Raw genomic sequence first — 24,608 nt, 5'->3', positions numbered from 1 at the left:
CGCAGGGCCCGGTCTATCGCTGCGCGGCGCAGGCAACCTTGATGTGGATCAAGCTTGCGGCAGGCTGTCGGTTTTGCCGCAGCCAGGTAGCAATCGCGCGCAAAGCGCTTATATCTGTAGCCTAGCACAGGAGACAGGCATGTTTTTCACCCAAAGCGCCAAAACCCAGATGGTCAGCCCCGACGCCGCCTTGCCCGGCCGCGCACAGCCGATCCCCACAGCCGCGACTCATCACGTCTTTGGCACCCCGATCATCAAGGATCTGCCCGCAGGCATGGCCGAGGCTGTTTTCGGCATGGGCTGTTTCTGGGGCGTGGAGCGGATGTTCTGGAAACTCGACGGCGTGCAATCCACGATGGTCGGCTATACCGGCGGCTATACCCCCAACCCGACCTATGAAGAGGTCTGCAGCGGCAAGACCGGCCATAACGAGGTCGTGCGCGTGGTCTATGACCCTGCCGTGATCAGCTATGACCAATTGTTGCAGGTGTTCTGGGAAGGCCATGACCCGACCCAAGGCATGCGGCAGGGCAATGACCGTGGCACGCAATACCGCTCGGGCATCTATACGTTTGATGCCGCCCAACAGGGTGCTGCTGAAGCATCGAAAGAGGCTTTCGCCCCGCGTCTGACCCAAGCGGGCTATGGCACCATCACGACCGAGATCATCGGCGCGCCGGTGTTTTACTTCGCCGAAGATTATCACCAGCAATATCTGTCGAAAAATCCGAATGGCTATTGCGGGATCGGCGGCACAGGCGTGACCTGCCCGATTGGTGTGGGTGCTTGACGCAAGCGGGGCAGGGTCCTAAGCGGCAGCAACCTTTCTGAAAGCAAGTGCCATGACCAGCTATACTGCCCTGACCACAATGCCCGGCGAAGATGCCGCCTATGCCTTGGCCGAAGCGCTGGAGCATTTGGACCCCGAACCGATCGGCACCGGGGTCTTTGAGATCGAGGATGGCTCCGGCCTGTGGGAGGTCGCGGCCTATACCGAAACCGCACCTGACGCAGGGGCGCTGGCAGTGCTGGCGGCCTTGCACGGCGCGAAACCGTTCAACATATCCGAAATCCCCGATCAGGATTGGGTGTCCAAGGTCCAGCGCGATCTGGCCCCAGTGCCGGCGGGGCGGTTTTTCGTCTATGGCGCACATGACGCAGATAAAGTGCCGGCAGACAGTATCCCGCTGTTGATCGAGGCCGCGATGGCCTTTGGCACCGGCCACCACGGCACGACTTTGGGCTGCCTGCTCGCGTTCGAGGATGTGCTGGCCGATGACTTCACCGGCGGGCGCATCCTTGATCTGGGTTGCGGCACGGCCGTTCTGGCCATGGCAGCAGCCAAGATTCTGGGAGGGCCGGTGCTGGCCAGCGATATCGACCCGGTCGCCGTCGATGTGGCGCGAGCAAATGTTCAGGCCAATGGGCTGGACGGGCAGGTGGATTGTGTCGTCGCTGCCGGATTTGGCGGTGACGTGATCACAGGACCCTTTGATCTGATCTTTGCCAATATCCTCAAAGGACCGCTGATCAGCCTTGCCCCCGATATCAGCGCAAATATGCAGCCCGAGGGATATCTGATCCTGTCTGGAATCCTGAATGAACAAGCGGCAGAGGTTGCAGCGGTTTACAGCCATCATGGTTTTGGGGTGAAAAAGCAGTCAGCAATCGGCGATTGGACAACCCTGGTGATGCGCGCGCCATCGTGACGCAGGCCTAAGCTGTGAGTTCTGGATTTCGTTCAGCATCTGTGCCATGAAACAATGCGTGTTGTGTTTCAAGAGTGGGTGTTTGCGATGGCTGGACATGATCCGGATTTCGACCAACGTGTCGGGCAAATTCTGCGCAAACGCGACCGTTTGTCCAAAGGCTCTATCAAGACCGTGACATCAAATGGGCTAATCGTTGAACGCCCGCGCGGTTACCGGCCTCGTATGCCGCTCCGCATCATGCTGATCCTGATCTTTGTGGCGGTGTTGTCGAAAGCGGCCTTTGTGGCGAATGTCGGTGACGCTGCCTATACTGCACGTCTCGCGGTGCTCGCCGAAGGTGGCCTCCTGGATCAACTGGTGGGATGGCTCTTGCAGATAGACCCGCTGACCAAAGCAATCGCGGGGCTGATGGCGTCCTATCTAGGCTGATCTCATGCAAAAGCCGCGCTGTTTCCAGCGCGGCTTTGTTGCTTAGCTGTCGGGCTTAGCGTGCGCCGCGTGCGGCAATGGCGTCGATATCGCTGTAGCACAGGCCGATATCGTCCAGTTCGCGTGCTGACAGTTTCGACAGCGCGTTCCGTGTCAGCCGTGCATCGTTCCATGCGGCGACAGCGCCGACAACGGAGACGAAGAAAGAAGAGACGCGGCCAGCGAATGTGCTGGCAGCAGAGGGATTGGTTTCAAAAGTGGCCATGGCCATGTTCCTTGTACATGCTGCTTTGCAGCGAAAATCTGATACCGGGCACTTAGGAGCGTTTCTACCGCCGCACCAGACCTGTTTTTGCATGGGTCATATGCGTTTTCAGAATGCCAATTATTTAGGCAAAAGCCCTCAGATCGCCCTATTTTATTGGTCATGCCAATGTCACATTACGGCCCTAATCTGACGGCTCAGCTATCACCTCTGATCGTTGCGCGCAGAGCGCCCCGCCAAAGGTGCTTGGTCTTTGTTCGCCTTTTGTGCTAGCCTGCCGCAACAGAATAAAAAGGGGCAGAGCGATGCGCGTTTTGGGGATTGATCCGGGCCTGCGGAACATGGGCTGGGGCCTGATTGATGTGGTCGGCGCGCGGATCACCCATGTCGCCAACGGCATCAGCCATTCAACCGGTGATGATCTGGCGATGCGGCTGTTGTCGCTTTATGATCAGTTGGCCAGCATGATCGCGCTGCATGCCCCGACCGAGGCTGCGGTGGAGCAGACCTTTGTCAACAAAGACGGCGTCGGCACGCTGAAACTGGGTCAGGCGCGCGGGATCGCCTTGCTGGTGACAGCGCAGGCTGGTCTGCGGATCGGGGAATACGCGCCCAATGCGATCAAAAAGGCCGTCGTTGGCGTCGGCCATGCCGATAAGGTGCAGGTCGCCCATATGGTCAAACTGCAATTGCCCGGTGTGAAACTCGCCGGGCCGGACGCGGCCGATGCGCTGGCGATTGCGATCTGCCACGCGCATCATCTGCAATCGGCGAACCGTTTGAATATCGCCCTTGCAAAGGCCAGCGCATGATTGGCAAGATCGCCGGACGGCTGGAATACCGCAGCACCGACCATGTGCTGATCGATGTGCGTGGGGTCGGTTATCTTGTTTACGTCTCTGACCGTGTGATGGCCAGCCTACCGGGGAATGGCGAGGCTGTGGCGCTTTATACTGACCTGCTGGTCCGCGAAGATATCCTGCAACTCTTCGGCTTCACCACGCTGGTGGAGAAGGAATGGCATCGCCTGCTGATGTCCGTGCAGGGGATCGGGGCGAAAGCCTCTCTTGCTATCCTTGGCGCTTTGGGGGCTGATGGTGTCAGCCGTGCGATTGCGCTGGGCGATTGGAATGCCGTTGCAAAGGCGCGTGGCGTTGGACCCAAGACCGCGCAACGGGTGATCATCGAACTGAAAGACAAAGCCCCCGGCGTGATGGCTTTGGGCGCAGGTGTGGCAGCGGCGACCGGTGACGAGGTGATCGAGGCTGATCCCACACCCAGCCCTCGCAAAGCCCCCGCGCAACCGACAAGCACCGCGCAGGCCGATGCGATGTCTGCCCTTGGCAACCTTGGCTATGCGCCCGGCGATGCCGCCAGTGCCGTGGTGCAGGCCTTGGGCGCTGATCCGGACGCCGATGCCTCCGCGCTGATCCGCGCCGCCTTGCAGCTTCTGGCACCGAAGGGCTAGATGGGGCCGATGACCCAGCCTGACCCCACCCTGCGCCCCGAACGCCAGCCCGAGGATTCCGACCGCGCCCTGCGCCCGCAGAGCCTGGACGAATTCATCGGCCAGCGCGAGGCGCGTGCCAACCTCAAGGTCTTCATCGAAAGCGCCCGCAGGCGTGGCGAGGCGATGGATCACACGCTGTTCCATGGCCCGCCGGGCCTCGGGAAGACCACCCTGGCGCAGATCATGGCGCGTGAATTGGGGGTAGGGTTTCGCATGACCTCTGGCCCGGTGCTGGCCAAGGCTGGCGATCTGGCTGCGATCCTGACCAATCTGGAAGCCCGCGATGTGCTGTTCATCGACGAAATCCACCGGCTGAACCCGGCGGTGGAGGAAGTGCTTTATCCCGCGTTGGAAGATTTCGCGCTCGATCTGGTGATTGGCGAAGGCCCCGCCGCGCGCACCGTGCGGATCGAATTGCAGCCTTTCACGCTGGTCGGCGCGACCACGCGGATGGGTCTTTTGACCACACCCCTCCGCGACCGTTTCGGCATCCCGACAAGGCTGGAATTCTACACACAGGACGAACTCCACCTGATCGTCACCCGTGCCGCGCGGCTTTTGGGCGCTCCCGCCGCCGATGAAGGTGCGGCAGAGATCGCCCGCCGTGCCCGTGGCACGCCACGGATCGCAGGGCGGCTGCTGCGCCGCGTCGTGGATTTCGCGATTGTCGAAGGCGACGGGACGGTGACGCAGGAAATCGCCGATATGGCGCTCAACCGGCTGGGTGTAGATGACATGGGCCTCGATCAGGCCGACCGCCGGTACCTGCGCCTGATTGCGGAAAGCTATGCCGGTGGGCCGGTGGGGATTGAGACGCTGTCGGCTGCCCTTTCTGAAAGCCGCGATTCGCTGGAGGATGTGATCGAGCCTTATTTGCTGCAAAAAGGCCTGATCCAACGCACCCCGCGCGGCCGGATGCTGGCGCAGGCGGCTTGGGCGCATCTGGGGCTGGATGCGCCAAAGCCACAGTCGGATTTGTTTGGATAGATGATGCAGGACGTTACCCCCTATTTCACCCGCTCTGATGGCGCTTATGTCTTTGCCCGCTGGGGACGGCCCATTGTGCCGGTGGTCTTTGGCGTTGATGATGCGACGCTGTCCGTCTTCAAAGGCGCGATTGAGGCTGTGGTGCTGCTCGCCAATCATGAGATCGGCGAAGTCGATACCGAGCTGGGTGCCAATCTGATGGTCTTTTTCTGCGCCGACTGGGCGGAGCTGACCGAAGTGCCGCATCTCGCGCGGCTGGTGCCGGACCTTGCCGATCTGGTCGCGCGTCTGCACAAGGCCGATGCCAATCAATACCGTATTTTCCGCTTTGATGATGCAGGCGGGATCAAGGCCGCTTTTGTCTTCCTGCGGATGGACAACCATCTGGCGCAGGTCCCTGCCGATACGCTGGCGCTGTCGCAGGCGGTGCAGGTGATCCTGCTCTGGTCGGACATGGCGTTCACAGACACCCCGCCGCTCGCCCTGATCAACGGCAATGCCGTCCTGCACCCCGAAGTTGCCGATGTGATCCGCGCCGCCTATGATCCGGTGATGCCGGTCATTGCGCGCGACCCGGCCCATGCCTTGCGGCTTGCCGCGCGTGTGCAAAGGCCAAGCTGATGCATAGCTTCGATCTGCGCGTCTATTACGAAGACACTGACTTTGCCGGCATCGTCTATTACGCCAATTACCTGCGTTTCATCGAACGCGCGCGCAGCGAATGGGTCCGCGAATTGGGCATCGATCAGGCGCAGATGAAGGCCGATGGCCTCGTCTTCGCGGTGCGGCGGGTCGAGGCGGATTATCTTGCCCCCGCCCGCTATGATGATCTGCTGCGGGTGGAAACGACACGTTTGCCCGGATCAGGCGCGCGGCTGGTCATGCGGCAGGATGTCAAACGCGGGCAGACGATCCTGTTCAGCGCCACCGTCACGATCATCTGCATGACTAGTGATGGCATCCCCGCCCGCCTGCCAGCGGCGATCCGCCCATAAAATCGCACGCTTTTCGGCATTGTGATGCGGGTTTGGTTGGATTTGCCTTAGGCTTTGCGGTAATGGTTGGCGCAATTGAGCCCAAACAGGGCCGTCAGGCAGAGCAGGCACATGGAAGTAGCAAACGAATTCACAATGTGGGCGCTGTTCGCGCGCGCGACGATCATCGTCAAACTGGTCATGATCATGTTGATCGCGGCATCGATCTGGTGCTGGGCGATCATCATCGACAAGACCCTGCAGTTCCGCCGCGCCCGGTCCGAGGCAGAGGTGTTCGACCGCGCCTTCTGGTCGGGCGAACCACTGGATCAGCTGTTTGACCAGATCGGGCCGGACCCTGACGGGGCGTCAGAGAAGATATTTGCCGCAGGGATGCTGGAATGGCGAAGGTCACACCGGCAGGATGGCGGGCTGATCGCCGGGGCCACAGCCCGGATCGATAGGTCGATGGATGTGGCCATCGCGAAAGAGGCCGCGCGCCTGCAAAAAGGTCTGCCGGTGCTGGCCACGGTCGGGGCGACAGCGCCGTTTGTCGGCCTGTTCGGCACCGTCTGGGGGATCATGAACGCCTTTATCGAAATCGCCGAGGCGCAGAATACCAACCTTGCCGTTGTGGCCCCCGGTATCGCCGAGGCGCTTTTGGCCACCGGTCTGGGCCTGCTGGCCGCTATTCCCGCCGTGATCTATTACAACAAACTTTCCGCTGACAGTGACCGGATCGTGGCAGGCTATGAAGCCTTTGCCGATGAATTCGCCACCATCCTCAGCCGTCAGTTGGACAGCTGATATGGGGGCCGGTGTCATGAAATCAGGGGGAGGTGGCGGCAGGGGTCGCCGCCGCACCCGTGGCGGCCAGCCGCCGATGTCGGAAATCAACGTCACGCCTTTCGTCGATGTCATGCTGGTGCTGCTGATCATCTTCATGGTCGCAGCCCCTTTGTCGGTCGTCGGTGTGCCGGTGGAATTGCCGCAAACCGCCGCCACTGCGCTGCCCGGCGATGAAGAAGAACCGCTTGCCGTGACGATCACCGCCGATGGCAGAGTGATGATTCAGGAAACCGAAGTGCCGCCCGCCGAACTGGTCACACGCCTGCGCGCGATTGCGGCGGAGCGTTCCAGCAACAAGATTTTCCTGCGCGCCGATGGCAATAACGCCTGGAACCGCGTGGCCGAGGTGATGGGCGCGTTGAACGCCGGTGGATTTTCCGACATCGGCCTTGTGACGGATATCGGCGGTCCCACCTATGACGGTGTTGACGGATAAAATGCAGACGCCGGGCACCTATATCTCTGCGGTCGGCCATGTTGGTCTGATCGGCTGGCTCCTGCTGGGGTTGGGGATGCAATCGCAGCCCACGCCAATGCAGGCCATGGATGTGACGGTGATGTCCGGCGAAGAGTTTGAGCAGATGATGGCCGCCCGCACGCCGCAGCCCGGTGATGCCCCGCCCGACGCGCCTGTGATGCCAGAAGTGGATGATACGCCACCACCGCCACCACCTGTCGCGGACACACCGCCGACGCCGCCGGTTGAAGCACCGCCGCCACCACCAGTGGAAGCACCACCGCCGCCAGTGGTGCAGGCCCCGCCGCCGCCGCCGCCGCCGCCTGCGGAACCGGCACCCGCACCGGACCTACCGCCGAGCCCGGATCCGACGCAAGCGCCGTCAGAGCGGATCGCCTCGACTCCGACCGCGCCACCGCCGCCTGATGCGCAGATTTCCGACACCTCGCGTGAGGCTGTCATCCCGGATGAAACCGCCCCGGCTGAAGTCGCTGTGCCCGAACAGCAAGCCACAGCGCCTGAACAGACCGCGACCGAAATCGTGATCGCCGATGAACGCCCGCGCGGTGCTGTCGAAACCTCTGTACGCCCGGTCGCCCGCCCGGCGCGCCCGACACCGCCTGCGCCGGAACAACCCGCGACCCCGGAACCCGCACCGACGCCTGATCCTGAACCGACCCCGGCCCCGACACCCGCGCCTGATACCAGCGATGCGGTGGCCGATGCTTTGGCCTCAGCGCTTGCGGGCAGTGCGGCACCGGACGTCCCCGCAGGCCCGCCGATGACCGGGTCAGAGCGCGACAGTTTTCGCATCGCGGTCAATTCGTGCTGGAATGTTGATCCGGGTTCTGTCGCTGCGCGGGTCACGGTCGAGGTCGGTTTCAATCTGACCCGCGAAGGCCGTGTCGATGGCGATACCCGTCTGATATCCTCTAGCGGCGACGAATCTGCGGTAGATACGGCCTATGGGGCAGCACGCCGCGCGATTTTGCGGTGTCAGGGCAACGGATATCAGCTACCGGCAGAAAAATATGACCAATGGCGCGAAGTTGTGATTACTTTTGACCCCAGCGGTATGCGATTGAGATAACAAACAGGTGTGGGTGACGCTATAGCGTCACACAACGCGCAGATGAATGAAGCTTGCAGGGTGCCACGCCCGGTAGCGAAAGAGGCAGAGAAGATGAAAAGACTTTTGACGTTGCTGATCACGCTGATGCTGGCGGGTCCGGCTTTGGCGCAGGGCGGCCCGTTGCGGCTGACGATTACCGATGGGGTGATCGAGCCGATCACTTTCGCCGCGCCCAGCTTTGAGGCCGAGAATGCGCAATCCGGCCAGTTGGCCGCCGATATCACCCGGCTGGTGGCGCAGGATCTCGCTGGCACCGGCCTGTTCCGCGAAGTGCCTGCCAATGCCTTCATCGCGCAGGTCAGCTCTTTCGCGCAGCCGGTGGCCTTTGCCGATTGGCGCGCCGTCAATGCACAGGCCTTGGTCACCGGCGCGGTCAGCGTCAATGGTGATCAGGTCAATGTGAAATTCCGTCTCTTCGATGTGTTTTCCGGGCAGGAACTGGGCAGTGGTCTGCAATTTGCCGGCACCACCGCCGGCTGGCGCCGTATGGGCCATAAAGTGGCAGACGCCGTTTACAGCCGGATCACCGGCGAAGGTGGCTATTTCGACAGCCGAGTCGTCTTTGTCGCGGAAAGCGGGCCAAAGGATAACCGGCTCAAGCGCCTCGCGATCATGGATTATGATGGCGCCAATGTGCAGTTTCTGACCGACAGCAGCAGCATCGTGCTTGCACCACGGTTCTCGCCACGCGGCGATCAGGTGCTTTATACCAGCTTCGAATCAGGTTTCCCGCGTATCAACCTGCTGGATGTGTCCAACGTGGGCCGCCGCCAGATCGCGACGGCACCGGGTGAAATGTCCTTCAGCCCCCGGTTTTCGCGTGATGGGCGGCAGGTGATCTATAGCCTCTCGAATGGCGGCACGACCGATATCTATCGCACCGATCTGTCCAGCGGCCAGCATGTCCGCCTGACTGCGACGCCATCGATTGACACAGCGCCCAGCCTGTCGCCCGATGGATCGCAGATCGTGTTCGAAAGCGACCGTTCCGGCAGCCAGCAACTTTACATCATGGCATCTTCGGGCGGTGAAGCGCGCCGGATTTCCTTCGGTGAAGGGCGCTATTCCACACCCGTCTGGTCACCACGCGGCGATCTGGTGGCGTTTACCAAACAGAATGCAGGCCGGTTCCACATCGGCGTGATGCGCACCGATGGGTCGGAAGAACGTTTGCTGACCTCGTCCTTCTTGGATGAGAGCCCGACATGGTCGCCCAATGGCCGGGTGATCATGTTCACCCGCGAAACCCAAGGCGCGGACGGGGCAAGCTCGCTTTATTCTGTCGATATTTCTGGCCGCAATCTGCGCGCCGTCCCGATCCAAAGCGCGGCCTCCGATCCGTCATGGGGTCCGTTGCAGCCGTAACCTTGCCGTTTCCAGACTTTCACCGCCATGCTACACTGGCGCAAATACGCAGATAAACAGGATCACCCGATGAAAATGATGACAAAAGCGACCGTTTTGCTTTTGGTGCTGGCCACCGCAGCCTGCACCAACCCAAACCGTTTCGGCGCTGGTGCCGGTGGCGCAGGCGGGGCCGGTGGGGCCGGGGCTGATGGGTTTGGTGCCGGTGCCGGTGTGCCCGGCTCGGCCAGCGATCCAACCAGCCCGCAATTTTTCAGCCAGACCATCGGTGACCGCGTCCTGTTCGTGGTGGACCAGTCCAGCATCACGCCCGAAGGCCGCACGATCCTTGACGGTCAGGCACAATGGTTGCTGACCAATGCCGATTACCGCGCTGTGATCGAAGGCCATGCCGATGAACAAGGCACACGCGAATACAACCTCGCGCTTGGGTTCCGCCGTGCCAATGCGGTGCGCGAATACCTCGTGTCGCGCGGCGTGCCTTCGTCGCGGCTGGAAGTGACCAGCTATGGCAAAGAGCGCCCGATTGAGGTCTGTTCAAACGAAAGCTGCTATTCGCAAAACCGCCGCGCCGTGACGGTTCTGTCCTTCTCGGCCATGACCAGCTAACCCAAATTACGGGAACCAGTGATGTTGCACCGTGCCTTTTTGATCTGCGCTGTCCTGTGCGCACCGCTGCCAGCGGTGGCACAGGACGAAACTCTGGCCGATATCCGCCAGCAATTGACCGCACTTTATGTCGATGTGCAGGATCTGCGGTCGGAACTGTCGACCACCGGCGCGTTGTCGCAGGGCGTGGCCGGGGCAACGCCGCTGGACCGTCTGAACACGATCGAGACTGAATTGCAGCGCCTGACGTCAAAGGCTGAAGAGCTGGAATTCCGCGTCAACCGGATCACCGTGGATGGCACCAACCGGATCGGTGATCTGGAATTCCGGCTGTGCGAACTGGAACCCGGCTGCGACATCGCCAATCTGGGCGAGACACCGTCCTTGGGCGGCGTCGATAATTCCGCGACCGTGCCATCGGCCATCCCTTCACCCACGACCAGCGGCCCTGCCGTTGCGGTCGGCGAACAGGACGATATCCGGCGGGCGCAGGAGGCGCTCGCCAGCGGTGACTTTCGCGGCGCCGTTGACCAGCTATCGACCTTTGGCGCGTCCTACCCGGGAAGCCCGTTAGCGCCGCAGGCCGCCTTCATCCGCGGCGAAGCTTTGGAAGGTCTGGGCGAAAACACCAGTGCGGCGCGGGCCTATCTGGAATCCTTTTCCGCCGATCCCGCCGGTGACCAAGCGCCAGAGGCTTTATATAAACTGGGCGCCGCCTTGGGGGCCATTGGCCAGACGCAGGATGCCTGCCTGACACTGGCAGAAGTGGACGTGCGTTTCCCTGGCACCCCGGCTGTCGCCAGCGCCCAGACGGCAATGCAAAATCTGGGATGCCAGTAGCACTGCCGCAACTGGCGCCTGCCTTTATCGATCTGATCAAAAGCCAGATTCCAGTCGGGCTCGCCGTTTCGGGCGGGGGTGATTCGGTCGCCTTGCTGCATCTGGTGGCCGCTCTTGATGGCAATATCAGCGTTGCCTCGGTCGATCACGGATTGCGCGCGGCTGCGGTGGATGAATGCGCCATCGTGGCGGATATCTGTGCCAGCTACGGGATGCCGCATCAGGTGCTGCGCTGGCACGGCTGGGACGGCCATGGCAATCTGCAGGCCAAGGCGCGCGACGCCCGCTATCGCCTGATCGCAGATTGGGCGCAGGCGGCAGGCATTGCCGATATCGCGCTTGGCCATACCGCCGATGATCAGGCGGAAACGCTGATCATGGCGCTGGCGCGCGGTGCCGGGGTGGACGGGCTGTCGGGCATGGCGGCCGTCACTGAAAAGTTCGGTCTGCGCTTTCATCGCCCCTTGTTGCAGGTCACGCGGGCAGAGCTGCGCATCTATCTGAAAACGGCCAATCATATCTGGTGCGATGATCCCAGCAATGACGACCCCGCTTATGAGCGGATCCGCATCAGACAAGCGGCAGATATGCTGTCGCGCCTCGGCCTGACGCCGCAAGCGCTGGGGCAGGTCGCACAGCATATGGCGGCTGCGGCAAGGGCGCTGGAACGACAGACCAACGATCTTGTCCCATATCTGCTGCGCCAGCATGGCGATATGCTGATCACTTTGCCGCTGTCCGATCTGTCCGGGGAAGAGGCGCGCAGATTGGTCCTGACCGCCATGGGACAGGTCAATCGCGGCCTGATCCCGCCGCGCCGTGCGGAGCAGGATCGTCTGATGGAGATGCTGCGAAAGGGGCAGGCGACAACCTTGGCGGGCTGTGTGTTCAGCTTTGACGGCCCCGTCCTGCGCATCGGCCGTGAATTGGCAGCTGTGAAAGATCACATCACCGCCACGACTGGTCTTTGGGATGGACGCTGGCGTCTGTCCGGCCCGCATCATCCAGACCTGCTGATCCGCGCATTGGGGGTGGGGGTCGACACCTGTCCTGACTGGCGTATGACCGGCCTGCCATATGCGTCAATGCAGGTGACACCCGCTGTCTGGCAGGGGGATCGGCTGATTTGCGCCCCTTTGGCGGGCTTTGGTACCGGATGGATCGCGCAGATTGTCGCGGAATAGGCCCGCAGCCCCGTTTGCGCATTGAAGATCGGGGTTTTGTGCCTATTCTATAGGTAACCACACAGGCACGTTTTGGTCGCCTGTTTGACGATGTGATAGGAGTCCCCCTTGGGTAACGCACGTAACATGGTCTTTTGGGTCGTCATGTTCTTGATGGTCCTGGCCTTATTCAATTTATTCAGCAGCCCGCAGGGTGCTACCGGTGGCGACAGCCGCAGCTATTCGACTTTCGTCGAAGCTGTGCAGGCCGGGCGCGTCTCGGACGCCGTCATCGATGGCGAACAAGTGCGCTACGCCGAAGGTGGGCGTAACTATACGACCATCGCGCCATCCGACGCCGAAATCACCAATCTGCTGATCGGCGCCAATGTGCCGTTTGAAGCACGCAGCCAGGAAACCTCGGTTTTCCAATCCTTCATCCTGAGCCTGCTGCCCTTCGTGCTGCTGATCGGCGTCTGGATCTATTTCATGAACCGGATGCAGGGCGGCGGCAAAGGCGGGGCGATGGGATTTGGCAAATCCAAGGCCAAACTGTTGACCGAGAAATCGGGCCGCGTCACCTTTGACGATGTCGCCGGCATTGATGAAGCCAAGGAAGAGCTGGAAGAGATCGTCGAATTCCTGCGCAATCCGCAGAAATTCAGCCGCCTTGGCGGCAAGATCCCGAAAGGTGCGCTGCTCGTCGGCCCTCCCGGCACCGGTAAAACGCTGCTCGCGCGCGCGATTGCGGGCGAGGCTGGCGTGCCCTTCTTCACCATCTCTGGCTCTGACTTTGTCGAAATGTTCGTCGGTGTTGGTGCCTCCCGTGTGCGTGATATGTTCGAACAGGCGAAAAAGAATGCGCCCTGCATTGTCTTCATCGACGAAATTGACGCCGTGGGCCGCGCCCGTGGTGTCGGTATCGGCGGTGGCAATGATGAACGCGAACAGACGCTGAACCAGCTGCTGGTCGAAATGGACGGGTTTGAAGCGAATGAAGGCGTGATCATCGTCGCGGCCACCAACCGCCGTGACGTGCTTGACCCGGCCTTGCTGCGCCCCGGTCGTTTTGACCGCCAGGTCACCGTGCCGAACCCCGATATCAAAGGCCGCGAAAAGATTTTGGGCGTCCATGCGCGCAAGATCCCGCTTGGTCCTGATGTCGATCTGCGCATCATCGCGCGTGGCTCGCCCGGCTTTTCCGGTGCGGATCTCGCGAATCTGGTGAACGAGGCTGCCTTGATGGCCGCCCGCGTCGGTCGCCGCTTCGTCACCATGGTGGATTTCGAATCCGCCAAGGACAAGGTGATGATGGGTGCGGAACGCCGCTCGATGGTCATGACTGCCGAGCAGAAAGAAATGACCGCCTATCACGAGGCTGGCCATGCCATCGTCGGCATCACCTTGCCGAAATGTGACCCGGTCTATAAGGCCACGATCATTCCGCGCGGTGGTGCGCTTGGCATGGTGATGAGCCTGCCGGAAATCGACCGTCTGAATATGTTCAAAGACGAATGCCACCAGCGGCTCGCGATGACGATGGCGGGCAAGGCGGCCGAGATCATCAAATACGGCCCCGATTCGGTCAGCAACGGCCCCGCCGGTGATATCCAGCAGGCCAGCCAACTGGCGCGCGCGATGGTTTTGCGCTGGGGCATGTCGGACAAGATCGGCAACATCGACTATGCCGAGGCGCATGAAGGCTATCAGGGCAATACCGCCGGTCTGTCGGTTTCGGCTGACACCAAGGTCCTGATCGAAGAAGAAGTGCGCAAGTTCATTCAGGATGGCTATGACCTGGCCCATAAGATCATCACCGAAAAGCGCGAAGAATTCGAGCGTCTGGCCCAAGGCCTGCTCGAATATGAAACGCTGACCGGCGAAGAGATCAAGCGCGTGATTGCAGGGCTGTCGCCGCATGTGTCCGACGACAAGGACGACACGCCGCCATCTGCCGGGTCCTCTGTGACTGCAATTCCGAAGACCAAGCCCAAGAAACCCCGCGAACCCGATGGCGGGATGGAACCGGAACCTTCCGTGTGATGGATCAAACGCCGCCCCCTTGGGGCGGCGTTTTTCGTTGCAGCTCCTGTTCCTTTGGAACAGGATGCCTCCGGCGGGGATACTTTTCCTCGGAAGATGGGGCTGAGTCCCGCTTGAGTAAGGGGGCAGCATGCCAGCATTGATAAAGACGGATATTGTAGGTGAAGTTGTCTGGCTGGGCATGGTCCCGGACCGCGATGCATCCTTGCGCTCAGAAGCTATGACAGAGGCCGCGCTGACCTATGCCGGTATCCCGGGCGAGGCGCATGGCGGCCTGACCCGGCGATCCTGTTCCCGCGTGATCAGCCAGCACAAACGCGGCACCGAGATTCGCAATGTCCGCCAGCTTTGCGTGATGTCGGAGGAAGAACTGGCCGAAATCGCTGCCGATTGCGGCCTCGACCAGCTTGATCCGGCCTATGCCGGGGCCTCGCTTGTTGTCCGTGGTATCCCCGATTTCACCCATCTGCCGCCATCCTCGCGTCTGCAATTCGCGGATGGATCGGTGATCGTGGTGGATATGGAAAACCAGCCCTGCCATCTGCCCGCCAAGGTGATCAACGCCGATCACCCTAGCGCCGGTGACAAATTCAAAGCCGCCGCCAAAGGCAAACGCGGCGTCACCGCCTGGGTCGAACGCGAAGGCGTCGTCCGGCTCGGCGATCCGGTCATCCTGCATGTGCCGGGCCAGCGCGGCTGGCAGGCCTAAGGCGGATAATATGACAGTTCTTTCCGATATCGCGATTGCGCGCGCCGCAACAACACTGCCCATTCAGGACATCGGTGCCAAACTGGGCATCGATGCCGCCGATCTGGTCCCCTATGGCCATGACAAGGCCAAGGTCAGCCAGCGGTTGATCGATTCCGTGCAGGATCGCCCCGATGGCAAGCTGATCCTTGTCACCGCGATCAACCCGACGCCTGCGGGCGAGGGCAAGACCACGACCACTGTGGGTCTGGGCGACGGCCTGAATGCGATTGGCAAAAAGGCGGTGGTCTGTATCCGCGAGGCCTCGCTCGGTCCCTGTTTCGGGATGAAGGGTGGCGCAGCGGGTGGCGGCCATGCGCAGGTCGTGCCGATGGAAGACATGAACCTGCATTTCACTGGTGATTTCCACGCGATCACATCCGCGCATAACCTGCTGGCCGCGATGATCGACAATCACATCTATTGGGGCAACGCGCTGGATATCGATATCCGCCGCATTGTCTGGCGGCGGGTCATGGATATGAACGACCGCGCCCTGCGCCAGATCACCACATCCTTGGGCGGTGTCAGCAACGGCTTCCCGCGTGAGGCGGGGTTTGACATCACCGTCGCGTCTGAGGTCATGGCGATCCTGTGCCTTGCCCGCAATCTGGCCGATCTGGAACAAAGGCTGGGCGATATCATCGTCGCTTACCGCTATGACAGGACGCCAGTGTCTTGCCGCGATCTGCAGGCGCAGGGCGCGATGACAGTGCTTTTGAAAGATGCCTTGCAGCCCAATCTGGTGCAGACATTGGAAAACAATCCCGCCTTTGTGCATGGCGGCCCCTTCGCAAATATCGCCCATGGCTGCAATTCGGTGACCGCGACGACGACCGCGTTGAAAATCGCCGATTATGTCGTGACCGAAGCCGGGTTCGGGGCCGATCTGGGCGCTGAAAAGTTCATGAATATCAAATGCCGCAAGGCGGGCATCGCGCCGTCCTGTGTCGTGGTCGTCGCCACGGTGCGCGCGATGAAGATGAATGGCGGCGTGGCAAAGGCTGACCTTGGCGCAGAGAACGTCAGCGCCGTGCAGGACGGCTGTGCCAATCTGGGGCGGCATATCGCGAATATGGCATCCTTCGGCGTGCCGGTTGTCGTGGCAATCAACCATTTCGTCACCGACACGGATGCCGAGGTGGACGCCGTCAAAGCCTATGTCGCAACCCAAGGCGCGCAGGCGGTCTTGTGCAAACATTGGGCGCAAGGCTCTGCCGGGATCACGGAGCTTGCGACATTGGTAGCGGGGATTGCCGATCAAGACGCCGCCGATTTCACGCCGACCTATCCAGATGACATGGGTCTTTTTGAAAAAATGCAGACCATCGCCCGTAAGATTTACCGTGCTGACGATGTCATCGCCGATGCCAAAATCCGCGACCAGTTGCAGCAATGGGAGGCGCAGGGTTACGGCCATCTGCCGATCTGCATGGCGAAAACCCAATACAGCTTTACCACCGATCCGGAATGGCGCGGCGCCCCTACGGGTTTCACCATTCCGGTGCGTGAAGTCAGGCTCAGCGCCGGTGCCGGTTTCATCGTCGCGATCTGTGGCGAGATCATGACAATGCCCGGCCTGCCGCGCGTGCCCGCCGCGCAAAGCATCATGCTCAACGACGATGGCCAGATCGAAGGCCTGTTCTGAGGCGCGATGTCCGGTTGTCAAACCGCGCGCTGCGGCGTATCCGGCAGGCGGCGAAGGGACGAAAGGACCGGATGTGAAAACACCGCAGGATTGCAACGATATGGAAGATATCCGCGCCGCCATTGACCAGATCGACGCCGATCTGGTCCGGCAATTGGCCGAGCGCGCCACCTATATCGACCGCGCCGCCCAGATCAAGGAACAGGCCGATCTGCCCGCAAGGATCACGCCACGCGTGGAGCAAGTGGTTGAGAATGTGCGCCGACATGCTTTGGCGCAGGGGCTGTCGCCTGATCTGGTCGAAAAACTCTGGCGCTGGTTGATCGACTGGTCCATCGCGCGCGAAGAAACCCGGCTTGGCCCGGACAGCGACAGGAATGACAAAAGATGACAGCCCATATTCTGGACGGCAAAGCCTTTGCCGCAAAGCTGCGCGCGCAGGTCGCCACCCATGTGGCGCGGCTCAAGGCCGATCACGGCATCACGCCGGGACTGGCCGTTGTGCTGCTGGGCGATGACCCGGCCAGTCAGGTCTATGTCCGCTCCAAAGGCAAGATGACGGTCGAGGTGGGCATGCAGAGCTTTGAGCATCGCCTGCCCGATACGACGTCAGAGGCCGATCTGCTGGCGCTGATCGCGCAACTGAACGCCGATCCTGCGGTGCATGGCATTCTGGTGCAATTGCCGCTGCCCGCGCATCTGAATTCTGATCTGGTGATCAATGCGATTGACCCGGCCAAGGATGTGGACGGGTTTCATATCTCCAACGTGGGCCTGCTCGGCACCGGGCAAAAGGCGATGGTGCCTTGCACGCCGCTTGGCTGCCTGATGCTGCTGCGCGATTATCACGGCTCGCTGGCGGGCAAACATGCGGTGGTGATCGGGCGATCCAACATCGTCGGTAAACCGATGGCGCAATTGCTGCTGGGTGACAGTTGCACAGTGACCATGGCGCATAGCCGCACGGTGGATCTGGCCGCCATGGTCCGGCAGGCGGACATCGTTGTCGCCGCAGTCGGGCGCGCGCAGATGGTGCCGGGCGAGTGGATCAAACCGGGGGCGACAGTGATCGATGTCGGCATCAACCGGATCGCCAAGGATGACGGCAGCACAAGGCTGGTCGGTGACGTCGATTTCGATAGCTGCGCCGCTGTGGCTGGCGCGATCACCCCGGTGCCGGGCGGTGTCGGGCCGATGACGATTGCTTGCCTCTTGGCCAATACCGTCACCGCCTGCAGCCGCGCCAATGGGCTGGCAGAGCCTGTGGGGCTGACGGTCTGATCCTTCTGCTGCGCAGAAGGGCCTCCGGCGGGGATATTTTTACTCGGAAGATGGTCAGGGGAGCGGGACGACGATAGCTTTATGCCCGGTCAGGATCGCTAGCGCCTGCGGCCCGAAATGCTGGCGGATGACAGGCTGCGTGCAATCCAACCCGCCGGTATAGGCACCATAGGCGGGCAGGATCATCCGTTCGGCATCCAGCACAAAGGCCGGGCGGCTCCGGCCCGCCAGCCGGTATTTCGGATGGTAGTGGCCGGATATCTCCGCCCGCGCCCCGGTCGCGATATGGCGGAACGTCAGCGGCCCGATCTGCACCTGCGCCAAATGGCTGCCACCCAGATCGACCGGCCCCGGATCATGGTTGCCTTCAACCCAGATCCATGCGCGCCCGGCTTGCAGGCTGGTCAGCCGCAGGCGCATCGCCTCATCAAGGCTGTCTGCCGCCGCCAGATCATCGAAACTGTCGCCTAGGCAGATCACCTGCCGCGCATCGGTGCGGGCCAGATCCTCGGCGAGTTTATCGAGCGTTGCGATCACCTCATAGGGCGGCAGCATCACGCCACTGCGTCGCGCGATCCGGTCGGACTTGCCAAGATGCAGGTCAGAGACACACAGCAGGTTCTGGTCAGGCAGGTAGAGCGCACCCGATGGCAGCGCATGGCATAACGTGCCGCAAAAGGTGAAAACATAGGCGTTCATGCTGTGTTCTTTGCTTGAACCGGCGGTGCTGTGCAAGGATCAATCCGCGCGCAAACCGACCTTAGCCATCAATGCTGCGGCCTGATCCTCCATCAACCGCTCGCGCCCGGCACCGGCCAGTGCGATGCGGCCCTGTTCCAGAAACATCGGCATTGCAAGTGGCGTGACCCGGTCCAGCACCAGATGATCGACGCGGCCTGCGGTGCGAGTTAGCATTTCCTCGATCCGGCCGAAATCGACCAGACCGCGCAACGCCTCTTCGCGGGTGATCTGCAGCATCAGATGGTCGGGGTCGTATTTGGCCAAAGTGTCATAGAGGATGTCGGATGAAAACGTCGCCTGCCGCCCCGATTTGCGCGCCTGCGGCAGGTTGCGTTCGATCAGCCCGGCGATGGTTGCTGCGCCGCGAAAGGTGCGTTTCATCACGGCATTGCCCGACAACCATGTTTCAAACCCTGCCCGTAGGTCGGGCGCGCGGAACAGTGGCGCGGGGTCGCTGACCGCATCCAGCCCCCAGATCAGGGTCGCGTAATCGGTGGCGACAAAGCCCAAGGGATGCAGTTCCAACTCCTCCATCCGTTGCGTCAAAAGCATCCCCAAAGTCTGCATCGCATTGCGCCCGGCGAAACCGTAGACGCAGATATGCTGGCGGCCATCATGGGGGAAACTTTCGACCAGAATGCGGTCTGCCTCGGGCAGTTTGGAAAACTGACGTTGGAGGGTCAACCATTCGACGGTGTGGGCGGGCAGGCCCGGCCAATCATCCTGCGCGAACATGCGCAGAATGCGTTGCGACAATTGTGTGGAATTGGCGAATTTCGTCCCCATGAAGGTCGCGATCTTGGGCGTCTTGCTGGCATCGCGCGTCACCTCGACGGTCATTTCGCGCAAACCGTCATAACGGACGATCTGACCACCAATCAGGAATGTGTCACCTTGGGTCAGGGTCGCCGCAAACGCCTCTTCCACCTCGCCCAAGGGTTTGAAATTGCCTTTCATACGCACCTTCAGCGTATCGGTATCCTGAATCGTGCCGATATTCATCCGGATGCGCAGCGCCGCACGCGGGTCGCGCAATTGCCATTTGCCGTCCGCATTTTGCAACAGCCGTTTCCAGCGGTCATAGGCGCGCAGGGCATAGCCGCCCGTGGCGCAGAAATCGAGACAGGCGTCAAAATCCGCACGGGTCAGGCCGGCATAGGCACCCACACTGCGCACCTCGGCGAACAGATCATCGGCATGGAAGGGCCCTGCACAGGCGGCGATCAGGATATGCTGGCACAGCACGTCACGCGGGCCCGCACCTTTTGGATCGCCGTCCAGATCATGCGCTTTGACAGCCTCCAGCGCGGCAACGCATTCGACAACTTCGAACCTGTTGGCCGGGACCAGCAGCGCCTTGGACGGTGCATTATAGCGGTGGTTGGCCCGCCCGATCCGCTGCACCAGACGTTTGACGTTCTTCGGCGCACCGATCTGGACCACCAGATCGACATCGCCCCAGTCGATCCCCAGATCAAGGCTGCCGGTGCAGACAATCGCGCGCAACTGGCCTGCGACCATCGCCGCCTCGACCCTTTCGCGCTGTTCGCGGGCCAGACTGCCGTGGTGGATACCGATCGGCAGATCGTCGGTATTGGCGAGCCAGAGATTGTGAAAGAAAATCTCAGCCTGCGCGCGGGTATTGTGAAAGATCAGCGTGGTCTTATGCGCCTTTACCGCTTCCAGCACGGCGGGGATGGCATAGGCGGCCCCACCCCCAGCCCAAGGCGGTGGTGCATCGGTGTGCAACATCGCGATATCGGGGTCCGGGCCGGGATCGGCCAGCAGGATCGGGCAAGGATCGGGGTGCCGCGCCAGCATCCGGGCAATCGCAGGCGGGTCATCCACCGTCGCCGACAGCCCGACACGGCGCAGACCGGGGGCGAGGGTCTGCAAACGGCTCAGCGCCAGCATCAGTTGGTCGCCGCGCTTGCTTTCGGCCAGCGCATGGATTTCATCCACGATGACGCGCTGAAGCCCGGCGAACATGCGCGGCGCATCCTCGTAACTGACCAGCAGGGCCAGCGATTCCGGTGTCGTCAGCAGGATATGCGGCGGGTCCGCGCGCTGGCGGCGTTTCTGGGTGTATGATGTATCCCCGGTACGATCTTCGATCCGGATCGGCAGGCCCATCTCATCAACCGGGGTCCGCAGGTTGCGTTTGATATCCGCCGCCAAGGCCTTCAGCGGGGAGACATAAAGCGTATGCAGCCCCTGATGCGCGCCTTCTGCCAGTTCCACCAGCGAGGGCAGGAACCCCGCCAAGGTCTTGCCTCCGCCCGTCGGGGCGATCAGCAACAAAGCGGGGTCCTGCGCGCGCGCCAGCATATCCTGTTGATGCGGATGCACCGTCCAGCCGCGCGTGGCGAACCAATCGTCAAAACGCGCGGGCAGAATGCTGTCAGGCCGATTGGTATCTGGCATATGTCCCCGCTGTCGAACGCCCCTTCATAGGTAGGGGCAAGCGGTGGCAATGCAAACCGCCATTGGCTTAGCGCAGGATATCTTCGTCTTTCACAAACATATTGTCCCAGGCACGATCAATCAGTTCCGGGGTCATCTGATACGGAATACCTTCAAATTCACAGATCGCGATCATCTGATCGATCAGGAAGGTCGGTTGGTAATTGGCATAGACATTGCCGATGTCCGGATATCGCACGTTCAGCAGATGGATCAGCGCGGTTTCATCCAGCGGCATCTTGCGCTTGCGGGCGACCATGGCAAAGATTTTCAGGAAATCATCCTGATCGGGGCCATTGATTTTGATCTTGTAAAATATGCGCCGCAAGGCGGCCTGATCGAAAATCGCATTAGGGTGAAAATTGGTGGAAAATACCACCAGCGTGTCGAACGGCACCTCGAACTTTTCACCCGATTGCAGGGCAAGGATATCTTTTCCCTCTTCCAGTGGCACGATCCAGCGGTTCACCAAGGTCTGCGGCGGTTCTGCCTGACGGCCAAGGTCATCGATGATGAACAGCCCGCCGGTGGCTTTCAACTGTAACGGCGCCTGATAGGTCCGCGCGGTCGGGTTATAGACCAGATCCAGCATCGACAGCGATAATTCACCCCCGGTCACCACCGTCGGGCGGTCGCAGCGAACATAGCGGGTGTCGAACCGGCCTGATGTGCGGCGCAGACTGCTGGGGTCGTCGGTGTCATCTTCGGCTTTGGAATGGATGATCGGGTCATAGACCGTGATCACCTGACCCGCATAGGCGATGGCGCGCGGCACATAAATCTTGTCCGCCAGCGCCGCCCTGATCCCATGCGCGATCGAGGATTTGCCATTGCCCGGCGGGCCATACATCAGGATCGACCGGCCAGAGCTGATCGCCGGACCCAGAGTGGACAAAAGCGACTGCGGCAGCACCAGATCACCCATGGCTTCGGTCAGCTGGCAGCGGGTGACATGAATATTGCGGATCGACTGGCGTGCAACCTGCTCGGTGTAGACGGCCAATGGCACCGGCATTGCGCCGAAATATTCAGACTGGCTCAGCGCATTCAGCGCACAGGCGCGCCCGGCGTCGGTCAGCCGATACCCCATTTCAGCGCTGTTGTTGATGTGTGACGTGCCGGTCACCTCGACCAGAGATTGGCCACGGGCGATATCCACCAATTCCTGAGTGACAGAGACAGGCAAGCAGATGGCGCGGCTGATCTGCGATACCAGATCAAGATTCATGCGAAAGATCGTCTTGATTAGAATGTCGCGCATCATCGCCATGGGCAACAACATCGCACCCAGATTGCGGGGCGCGGGCGGTGCCATGACATCCGTCAATTGCATGTTCATCAGCGTTGCTCAGCTTGCAAAGAGATTCGACCCCTCAGGTCGCAGTTTAACTCTAGGCGTGATTATGTGGAAAACGTGAACAAAGAATAAATTGACTGACTATTATCGAAAATTTTAACGGTAAACAGCGACCAGTAGCAAGTAAAACAGGATGGTCATCGACAAGGGAAACCCCATCGGGAACTTCCTGCCGCTTGTCCAGCTTTCCCAATCGGGCACCATGCGGCGCAGCGGGCTCATCCTGACCAACCGATGCGTGACATAGCCAGCCAGCAGACAAGCCGATAAAAGCGCGATCACCAGCCGCAGATCACCCAAAGCGACAAAAGGCGCTGCCCCCGCAATGAATTTGGCATCGCCCGCGCCCATCACACGTGCCGCATTCAGCGCAATACCGATCAGCAGCATGATGATCAGATGGGTCCAGTGCCACAGATATTGCGGAAAGGGCAGGGCGATCAGGCCAAGGATCGCGAAACTGCCGACCAGCGCATAGACCGCGACATTGGGGATTTTCATCCGCTGCATATCGCTCCACGCGACATAGATCGCGATGGGCAGAACAGCGGGCAGGAACCACCAGGCCGCATATGCTGTCAGCACCATCGGCTTAATTCACGACGTTGTTTTCAAGCGCCTGCAAGGCACGCACAGCGGGTTCAAAATATTGCGGATGCGTGTTGATCGCGTCGTTCAGCAGAGATTTCCCGATCGTCACATCATTCTGCTTGATCGCGGTCAGCGCCATCGTATGCAGCAATTGTGCGCGTTCGACCTGGGTCATCGGCACCACGGGCAGCGTGTAATTGCGCTGCGCGCCGCGCGCCAGAACCAGATTATTCTTGGCGGTGAACATGCCCGGACTAAAGCGCAACGCATCGCCAAACAGCCGTTCAGCGGCCGGATAATCGCCGCGTGTCAGTTTTGAATAGCCCCAGTTGTTATAGACTGGCGCAGGCCGCGTCGTCATGCCGACAGCGGTCTCGTAAAAACTATCGGCCTTGGTCCATTGCTGCTGGCTGTCAGCGACCATCGCTTCCAGCCGATACCGTTCAAAGGTTTCAAAGGTCGGCGGGATCGTGTTCAGCGTCGCTGCCGCCTCGGCCCACAGATTGCCACGGATATAGGCATCGGCCAGTTCGACCCGATCCTCATTAGTCGAGTCCGGATGGGTCAGGACGGTCTGCCATGCGGCAACAGCCTCTGTCGTGCGACCGGCGCGGACCAATGACGTGCCCAAACCGCGTTGAAAATCGATGCGGCCGGGATCATTGGCGCTGGCCGTTGCAAAGTAATTCACCGCCTCATTCGGATCACCGACTGTCAGCATCACATCATTGAGATTGGATTCGTCGATGACGTTCAGGTCTTTGAGCGCGCGTTCAACCTCTGCCTCGCCCGATGGGGCGCAGGCCGACAGGCCAAGGGCTGCCGCAGACAGTGACATGAAAACGAAGTGGCGCATTTTTCTGCGTCCTTTACTGCTTTGCCTCAAAGGTCCGACGTCAGAGCAAAATCGCCTGCGCCGCGCCGGATCAGATGGAATGTCTGATTTTCCCTCGGGATATCATCACCGGAATCGTTCAGACTTGCGAGAGATAAGCGCAGGTTCTCTCTGATTTCGTCAGAATTCCCGTTATCTGCTGCAAATGCGCGACGGAAAACCTCGCTCGCTTCGGCCATCTGGCCTTTTTCCATCAGAACCACGCCCAGATTGTTCCAGGCCGGCGGGAACGTCGGGTCTTCCTCGACCGCCCGCCGCAGCCAGGTTTCCGCCTGCCCCAGACGGCCCAGATTAAGATTGGCGGAACCGATCGCAGACATCGTATCGACGTTCAGCCCCTGTTGCGCTGCCGCACGATGATAGGCTTTCAGCGCAAGCTCATATTCCCCGCCTGCCATCAGGCGATGACCCACGACAAGCCCGTCAAGCTGGCTCATCCCCGCCACGCCGGGGGCGAAAGGCCCATCCGACCGGTTCAGCCCCGCCCCGCCACAACCCAGAAGGCAAAGGGCCATCAACGGCGCAAGGACAAGGCGGATATGCATCTCC

27 protein-coding genes are annotated in these 24,608 nt (G+C 61.0%); 20 read left to right on the top strand and 7 right to left on the bottom strand.

What is annotated here, in order from left to right; translation table 11 throughout:
* Window positions 1-139: 139 nt before the first annotated feature.
* From msrA to VOY09_RS09760, 3 genes are all read left to right on the top strand, one after another.
* On the top strand, window positions 140-790 hold the full coding sequence (gene msrA / locus VOY09_RS09770) for a peptide-methionine (S)-S-oxide reductase MsrA (RefSeq protein ID WP_322894803.1): 651 nt from the start codon (window positions 140-142) through the stop codon (window positions 788-790).
* 52 nt (window positions 791-842) lie between these two features.
* Window positions 843-1,709, top strand: coding sequence for a 50S ribosomal protein L11 methyltransferase (locus VOY09_RS09765; RefSeq protein WP_322894802.1), 867 nt, complete (start codon window positions 843-845; stop codon window positions 1,707-1,709).
* Window positions 1,710-1,796: 87 nt separating this feature from the next.
* Window positions 1,797-2,141, top strand: coding sequence for a hypothetical protein (locus VOY09_RS09760; protein ID WP_322894800.1), 345 nt, complete (start codon window positions 1,797-1,799; stop codon window positions 2,139-2,141).
* A gap of 55 nt (window positions 2,142-2,196) precedes the next feature.
* Here the strand turns inward: VOY09_RS09760 and VOY09_RS09755 are convergent, their stop codons facing one another.
* Complete coding sequence (locus VOY09_RS09755) at window positions 2,197-2,406, bottom strand: DUF1127 domain-containing protein (protein WP_416236758.1); 210 nt, start codon at window positions 2,404-2,406, stop codon at window positions 2,197-2,199.
* 305 nt (window positions 2,407-2,711) lie between these two features.
* Here VOY09_RS09755 and ruvC point away from each other — a divergent pair, with 305 nt between their 5' ends.
* The 17 genes from ruvC to folD all read left to right on the top strand — a co-directional run bounded on the left by ruvC (window position 2,712) and on the right by folD (window position 18,012).
* A complete protein-coding gene (ruvC, locus tag VOY09_RS09750) occupies window positions 2,712-3,218 on the top strand; it encodes a crossover junction endodeoxyribonuclease RuvC (protein ID WP_322894796.1) in 507 nt (168 codons plus the stop codon).
* Window positions 3,215-3,874 (top strand): Holliday junction branch migration protein RuvA, encoded by a 660-nt coding sequence (gene ruvA / locus VOY09_RS09745; protein WP_322894794.1) that lies wholly within the window; start codon window positions 3,215-3,217, stop codon window positions 3,872-3,874. The genes ruvC and ruvA overlap by 4 nt, the downstream gene beginning before the upstream one ends.
* Window positions 3,875-3,883: 9 nt before the next feature.
* The gene (ruvB, locus tag VOY09_RS09740; RefSeq protein ID WP_322894793.1) at window positions 3,884-4,903 is read left to right on the top strand and encodes a Holliday junction branch migration DNA helicase RuvB; all 1,020 of its coding nucleotides are present in this window, start codon (window positions 3,884-3,886) and stop codon (window positions 4,901-4,903) included.
* A 3-nt stretch (window positions 4,904-4,906) separates the two neighbouring features.
* The gene (locus tag VOY09_RS09735; protein WP_322894792.1) at window positions 4,907-5,524 is read left to right on the top strand and encodes a hypothetical protein; all 618 of its coding nucleotides are present in this window, start codon (window positions 4,907-4,909) and stop codon (window positions 5,522-5,524) included.
* The gene (ybgC, locus tag VOY09_RS09730) at window positions 5,524-5,898 is read left to right on the top strand and encodes a tol-pal system-associated acyl-CoA thioesterase (protein WP_416236757.1); all 375 of its coding nucleotides are present in this window, start codon (window positions 5,524-5,526) and stop codon (window positions 5,896-5,898) included. Before VOY09_RS09735 ends, ybgC begins: the two co-directional genes overlap by 1 nt.
* Window positions 5,899-6,009: 111 nt before the next feature.
* Entirely contained in the window at window positions 6,010-6,684 is a 675-nt protein-coding gene (tolQ, locus tag VOY09_RS09725; protein WP_322894790.1) for a protein TolQ, read from the top strand.
* Between the two features lies 1 nt (window position 6,685).
* Window positions 6,686-7,162, top strand: coding sequence for an ExbD/TolR family protein (locus VOY09_RS09720; RefSeq protein WP_322894789.1), 477 nt, complete (start codon window positions 6,686-6,688; stop codon window positions 7,160-7,162).
* Window positions 7,143-8,273, top strand: a complete 1,131-nt coding sequence (locus tag VOY09_RS09715; RefSeq protein WP_322894788.1) for an energy transducer TonB — start codon at window positions 7,143-7,145, stop codon at window positions 8,271-8,273. Before VOY09_RS09720 ends, VOY09_RS09715 begins: the two co-directional genes overlap by 20 nt.
* 93 nt (window positions 8,274-8,366) lie before the next feature.
* Entirely contained in the window at window positions 8,367-9,680 is a 1,314-nt protein-coding gene (gene tolB, locus VOY09_RS09710) for a Tol-Pal system beta propeller repeat protein TolB (RefSeq protein ID WP_322894787.1), read from the top strand.
* A gap of 69 nt (window positions 9,681-9,749) precedes the next feature.
* On the top strand, window positions 9,750-10,289 hold the full coding sequence (gene pal / locus VOY09_RS09705) for a peptidoglycan-associated lipoprotein Pal (RefSeq protein ID WP_322894785.1): 540 nt from the start codon (window positions 9,750-9,752) through the stop codon (window positions 10,287-10,289).
* A gap of 21 nt (window positions 10,290-10,310) precedes the next feature.
* On the top strand, window positions 10,311-11,129 hold the full coding sequence (ybgF, locus tag VOY09_RS09700; RefSeq protein WP_322894784.1) for a tol-pal system protein YbgF: 819 nt from the start codon (window positions 10,311-10,313) through the stop codon (window positions 11,127-11,129).
* Window positions 11,120-12,313: a tRNA lysidine(34) synthetase TilS gene (tilS, locus tag VOY09_RS09695; RefSeq protein WP_322894783.1), complete on the top strand. Its 1,194-nt coding sequence runs from the start codon at window positions 11,120-11,122 to the stop codon at window positions 12,311-12,313. The genes ybgF and tilS overlap by 10 nt, the downstream gene beginning before the upstream one ends.
* A gap of 126 nt (window positions 12,314-12,439) precedes the next feature.
* Window positions 12,440-14,335, top strand: coding sequence for an ATP-dependent zinc metalloprotease FtsH (gene ftsH / locus VOY09_RS09690; protein ID WP_322894918.1), 1,896 nt, complete (start codon window positions 12,440-12,442; stop codon window positions 14,333-14,335).
* 130 nt (window positions 14,336-14,465) lie between these two features.
* Window positions 14,466-15,044: an MOSC domain-containing protein gene (locus VOY09_RS09685; protein WP_322894781.1), complete on the top strand. Its 579-nt coding sequence runs from the start codon at window positions 14,466-14,468 to the stop codon at window positions 15,042-15,044.
* A 10-nt stretch (window positions 15,045-15,054) separates the two neighbouring features.
* Window positions 15,055-16,731, top strand: a complete 1,677-nt coding sequence (locus VOY09_RS09680) for a formate--tetrahydrofolate ligase (protein ID WP_322894779.1) — start codon at window positions 15,055-15,057, stop codon at window positions 16,729-16,731.
* A gap of 73 nt (window positions 16,732-16,804) precedes the next feature.
* Complete coding sequence (locus tag VOY09_RS09675) at window positions 16,805-17,122, top strand: chorismate mutase (protein WP_322894778.1); 318 nt, start codon at window positions 16,805-16,807, stop codon at window positions 17,120-17,122.
* Window positions 17,119-18,012, top strand: coding sequence for a bifunctional methylenetetrahydrofolate dehydrogenase/methenyltetrahydrofolate cyclohydrolase FolD (gene folD, locus VOY09_RS09670; RefSeq protein WP_322894777.1), 894 nt, complete (start codon window positions 17,119-17,121; stop codon window positions 18,010-18,012). The genes VOY09_RS09675 and folD overlap by 4 nt, the downstream gene beginning before the upstream one ends.
* Window positions 18,013-18,066: 54 nt before the next feature.
* On the opposite strand, the gene pdeM is transcribed toward folD, so the two are convergent.
* The 6 genes from pdeM to VOY09_RS09640 form a co-directional block, all read right to left on the bottom strand.
* Window positions 18,067-18,711 carry a ligase-associated DNA damage response endonuclease PdeM gene (gene pdeM / locus VOY09_RS09665; protein WP_322894776.1) on the bottom strand — a complete coding sequence of 215 codons (645 nt, stop codon included), beginning with the start codon at window positions 18,709-18,711 and terminating at the stop codon, window positions 18,067-18,069.
* A 39-nt stretch (window positions 18,712-18,750) separates the two neighbouring features.
* Window positions 18,751-21,177 carry a ligase-associated DNA damage response DEXH box helicase gene (locus VOY09_RS09660; RefSeq protein ID WP_322894775.1) on the bottom strand — a complete coding sequence of 809 codons (2,427 nt, stop codon included), beginning with the start codon at window positions 21,175-21,177 and terminating at the stop codon, window positions 18,751-18,753.
* Window positions 21,178-21,244: 67 nt separating this feature from the next.
* Complete coding sequence (locus tag VOY09_RS09655) at window positions 21,245-22,555, bottom strand: ATPase (protein ID WP_322894774.1); 1,311 nt, start codon at window positions 22,553-22,555, stop codon at window positions 21,245-21,247.
* Window positions 22,556-22,669: 114 nt separating this feature from the next.
* Window positions 22,670-23,161, bottom strand: coding sequence for an A24 family peptidase (locus VOY09_RS09650; protein WP_322894773.1), 492 nt, complete (start codon window positions 23,159-23,161; stop codon window positions 22,670-22,672).
* 4 nt (window positions 23,162-23,165) lie between these two features.
* Entirely contained in the window at window positions 23,166-24,020 is an 855-nt protein-coding gene (locus VOY09_RS09645) for a tetratricopeptide repeat protein (protein ID WP_322894772.1), read from the bottom strand.
* Between the two features lie 26 nt (window positions 24,021-24,046).
* The gene (locus tag VOY09_RS09640; RefSeq protein WP_416236756.1) at window positions 24,047-24,604 is read right to left on the bottom strand and encodes a tetratricopeptide repeat protein; all 558 of its coding nucleotides are present in this window, start codon (window positions 24,602-24,604) and stop codon (window positions 24,047-24,049) included.
* Between the last annotated feature and the right edge of the window lie 4 nt (window positions 24,605-24,608).

The sequence above is a fragment of the Yoonia sp. 67-2 genome (assembly GCF_035117555.1).
Classification (GTDB): Bacteria; Pseudomonadota; Alphaproteobacteria; order Rhodobacterales; family Rhodobacteraceae; genus Yoonia.
The sequence above is the reverse complement of the archived record's forward strand: the minus strand, read 5'-3'. Positions and strand labels throughout refer to the sequence as shown.

Excerpts from the sequence above, each read along its gene's own strand:
- msrA (WP_322894803.1), top strand. The coding sequence starts at position 140 with ATGTTTTTCACCCAAAGCGCCAAAACCCAGATGGTCAGCCCCGACGCC.
- VOY09_RS09765 (WP_322894802.1), top strand. The coding sequence starts at position 843 with ATGACCAGCTATACTGCCCTGACCACAATGCCCGGCGAAGATGCCGCC.
- VOY09_RS09760 (WP_322894800.1), top strand. The coding sequence starts at position 1,797 with ATGGCTGGACATGATCCGGATTTCGACCAACGTGTCGGGCAAATTCTG.
- VOY09_RS09755 (WP_416236758.1), bottom strand. The coding sequence starts at position 2,406 with ATGGCCACTTTTGAAACCAATCCCTCTGCTGCCAGCACATTCGCTGGC.
- ruvC (WP_322894796.1), top strand. The coding sequence starts at position 2,712 with ATGCGCGTTTTGGGGATTGATCCGGGCCTGCGGAACATGGGCTGGGGC.
- ruvA (WP_322894794.1), top strand. The coding sequence starts at position 3,215 with ATGATTGGCAAGATCGCCGGACGGCTGGAATACCGCAGCACCGACCAT.
- ruvB (WP_322894793.1), top strand. The coding sequence starts at position 3,884 with ATGACCCAGCCTGACCCCACCCTGCGCCCCGAACGCCAGCCCGAGGAT.
- VOY09_RS09735 (WP_322894792.1), top strand. The coding sequence starts at position 4,907 with ATGCAGGACGTTACCCCCTATTTCACCCGCTCTGATGGCGCTTATGTC.
- ybgC (WP_416236757.1), top strand. The coding sequence starts at position 5,524 with ATGCATAGCTTCGATCTGCGCGTCTATTACGAAGACACTGACTTTGCC.
- tolQ (WP_322894790.1), top strand. The coding sequence starts at position 6,010 with ATGGAAGTAGCAAACGAATTCACAATGTGGGCGCTGTTCGCGCGCGCG.
- VOY09_RS09720 (WP_322894789.1), top strand. The coding sequence starts at position 6,686 with ATGGGGGCCGGTGTCATGAAATCAGGGGGAGGTGGCGGCAGGGGTCGC.
- VOY09_RS09715 (WP_322894788.1), top strand. The coding sequence starts at position 7,143 with ATGACGGTGTTGACGGATAAAATGCAGACGCCGGGCACCTATATCTCT.
- tolB (WP_322894787.1), top strand. The coding sequence starts at position 8,367 with ATGAAAAGACTTTTGACGTTGCTGATCACGCTGATGCTGGCGGGTCCG.
- pal (WP_322894785.1), top strand. The coding sequence starts at position 9,750 with ATGAAAATGATGACAAAAGCGACCGTTTTGCTTTTGGTGCTGGCCACC.
- ybgF (WP_322894784.1), top strand. The coding sequence starts at position 10,311 with ATGTTGCACCGTGCCTTTTTGATCTGCGCTGTCCTGTGCGCACCGCTG.
- tilS (WP_322894783.1), top strand. The coding sequence starts at position 11,120 with ATGCCAGTAGCACTGCCGCAACTGGCGCCTGCCTTTATCGATCTGATC.
- ftsH (WP_322894918.1), top strand. The coding sequence starts at position 12,440 with ATGGTCTTTTGGGTCGTCATGTTCTTGATGGTCCTGGCCTTATTCAAT.
- VOY09_RS09685 (WP_322894781.1), top strand. The coding sequence starts at position 14,466 with ATGCCAGCATTGATAAAGACGGATATTGTAGGTGAAGTTGTCTGGCTG.
- VOY09_RS09680 (WP_322894779.1), top strand. The coding sequence starts at position 15,055 with ATGACAGTTCTTTCCGATATCGCGATTGCGCGCGCCGCAACAACACTG.
- folD (WP_322894777.1), top strand. The coding sequence starts at position 17,119 with ATGACAGCCCATATTCTGGACGGCAAAGCCTTTGCCGCAAAGCTGCGC.
- pdeM (WP_322894776.1), bottom strand. The coding sequence starts at position 18,711 with ATGAACGCCTATGTTTTCACCTTTTGCGGCACGTTATGCCATGCGCTG.
- VOY09_RS09660 (WP_322894775.1), bottom strand. The coding sequence starts at position 21,177 with ATGCCAGATACCAATCGGCCTGACAGCATTCTGCCCGCGCGTTTTGAC.
- VOY09_RS09655 (WP_322894774.1), bottom strand. The coding sequence starts at position 22,555 with ATGAACATGCAATTGACGGATGTCATGGCACCGCCCGCGCCCCGCAAT.
- VOY09_RS09650 (WP_322894773.1), bottom strand. The coding sequence starts at position 23,161 with ATGGTGCTGACAGCATATGCGGCCTGGTGGTTCCTGCCCGCTGTTCTG.
- VOY09_RS09645 (WP_322894772.1), bottom strand. The coding sequence starts at position 24,020 with ATGCGCCACTTCGTTTTCATGTCACTGTCTGCGGCAGCCCTTGGCCTG.
- VOY09_RS09640 (WP_416236756.1), bottom strand. The coding sequence starts at position 24,604 with ATGCATATCCGCCTTGTCCTTGCGCCGTTGATGGCCCTTTGCCTTCTG.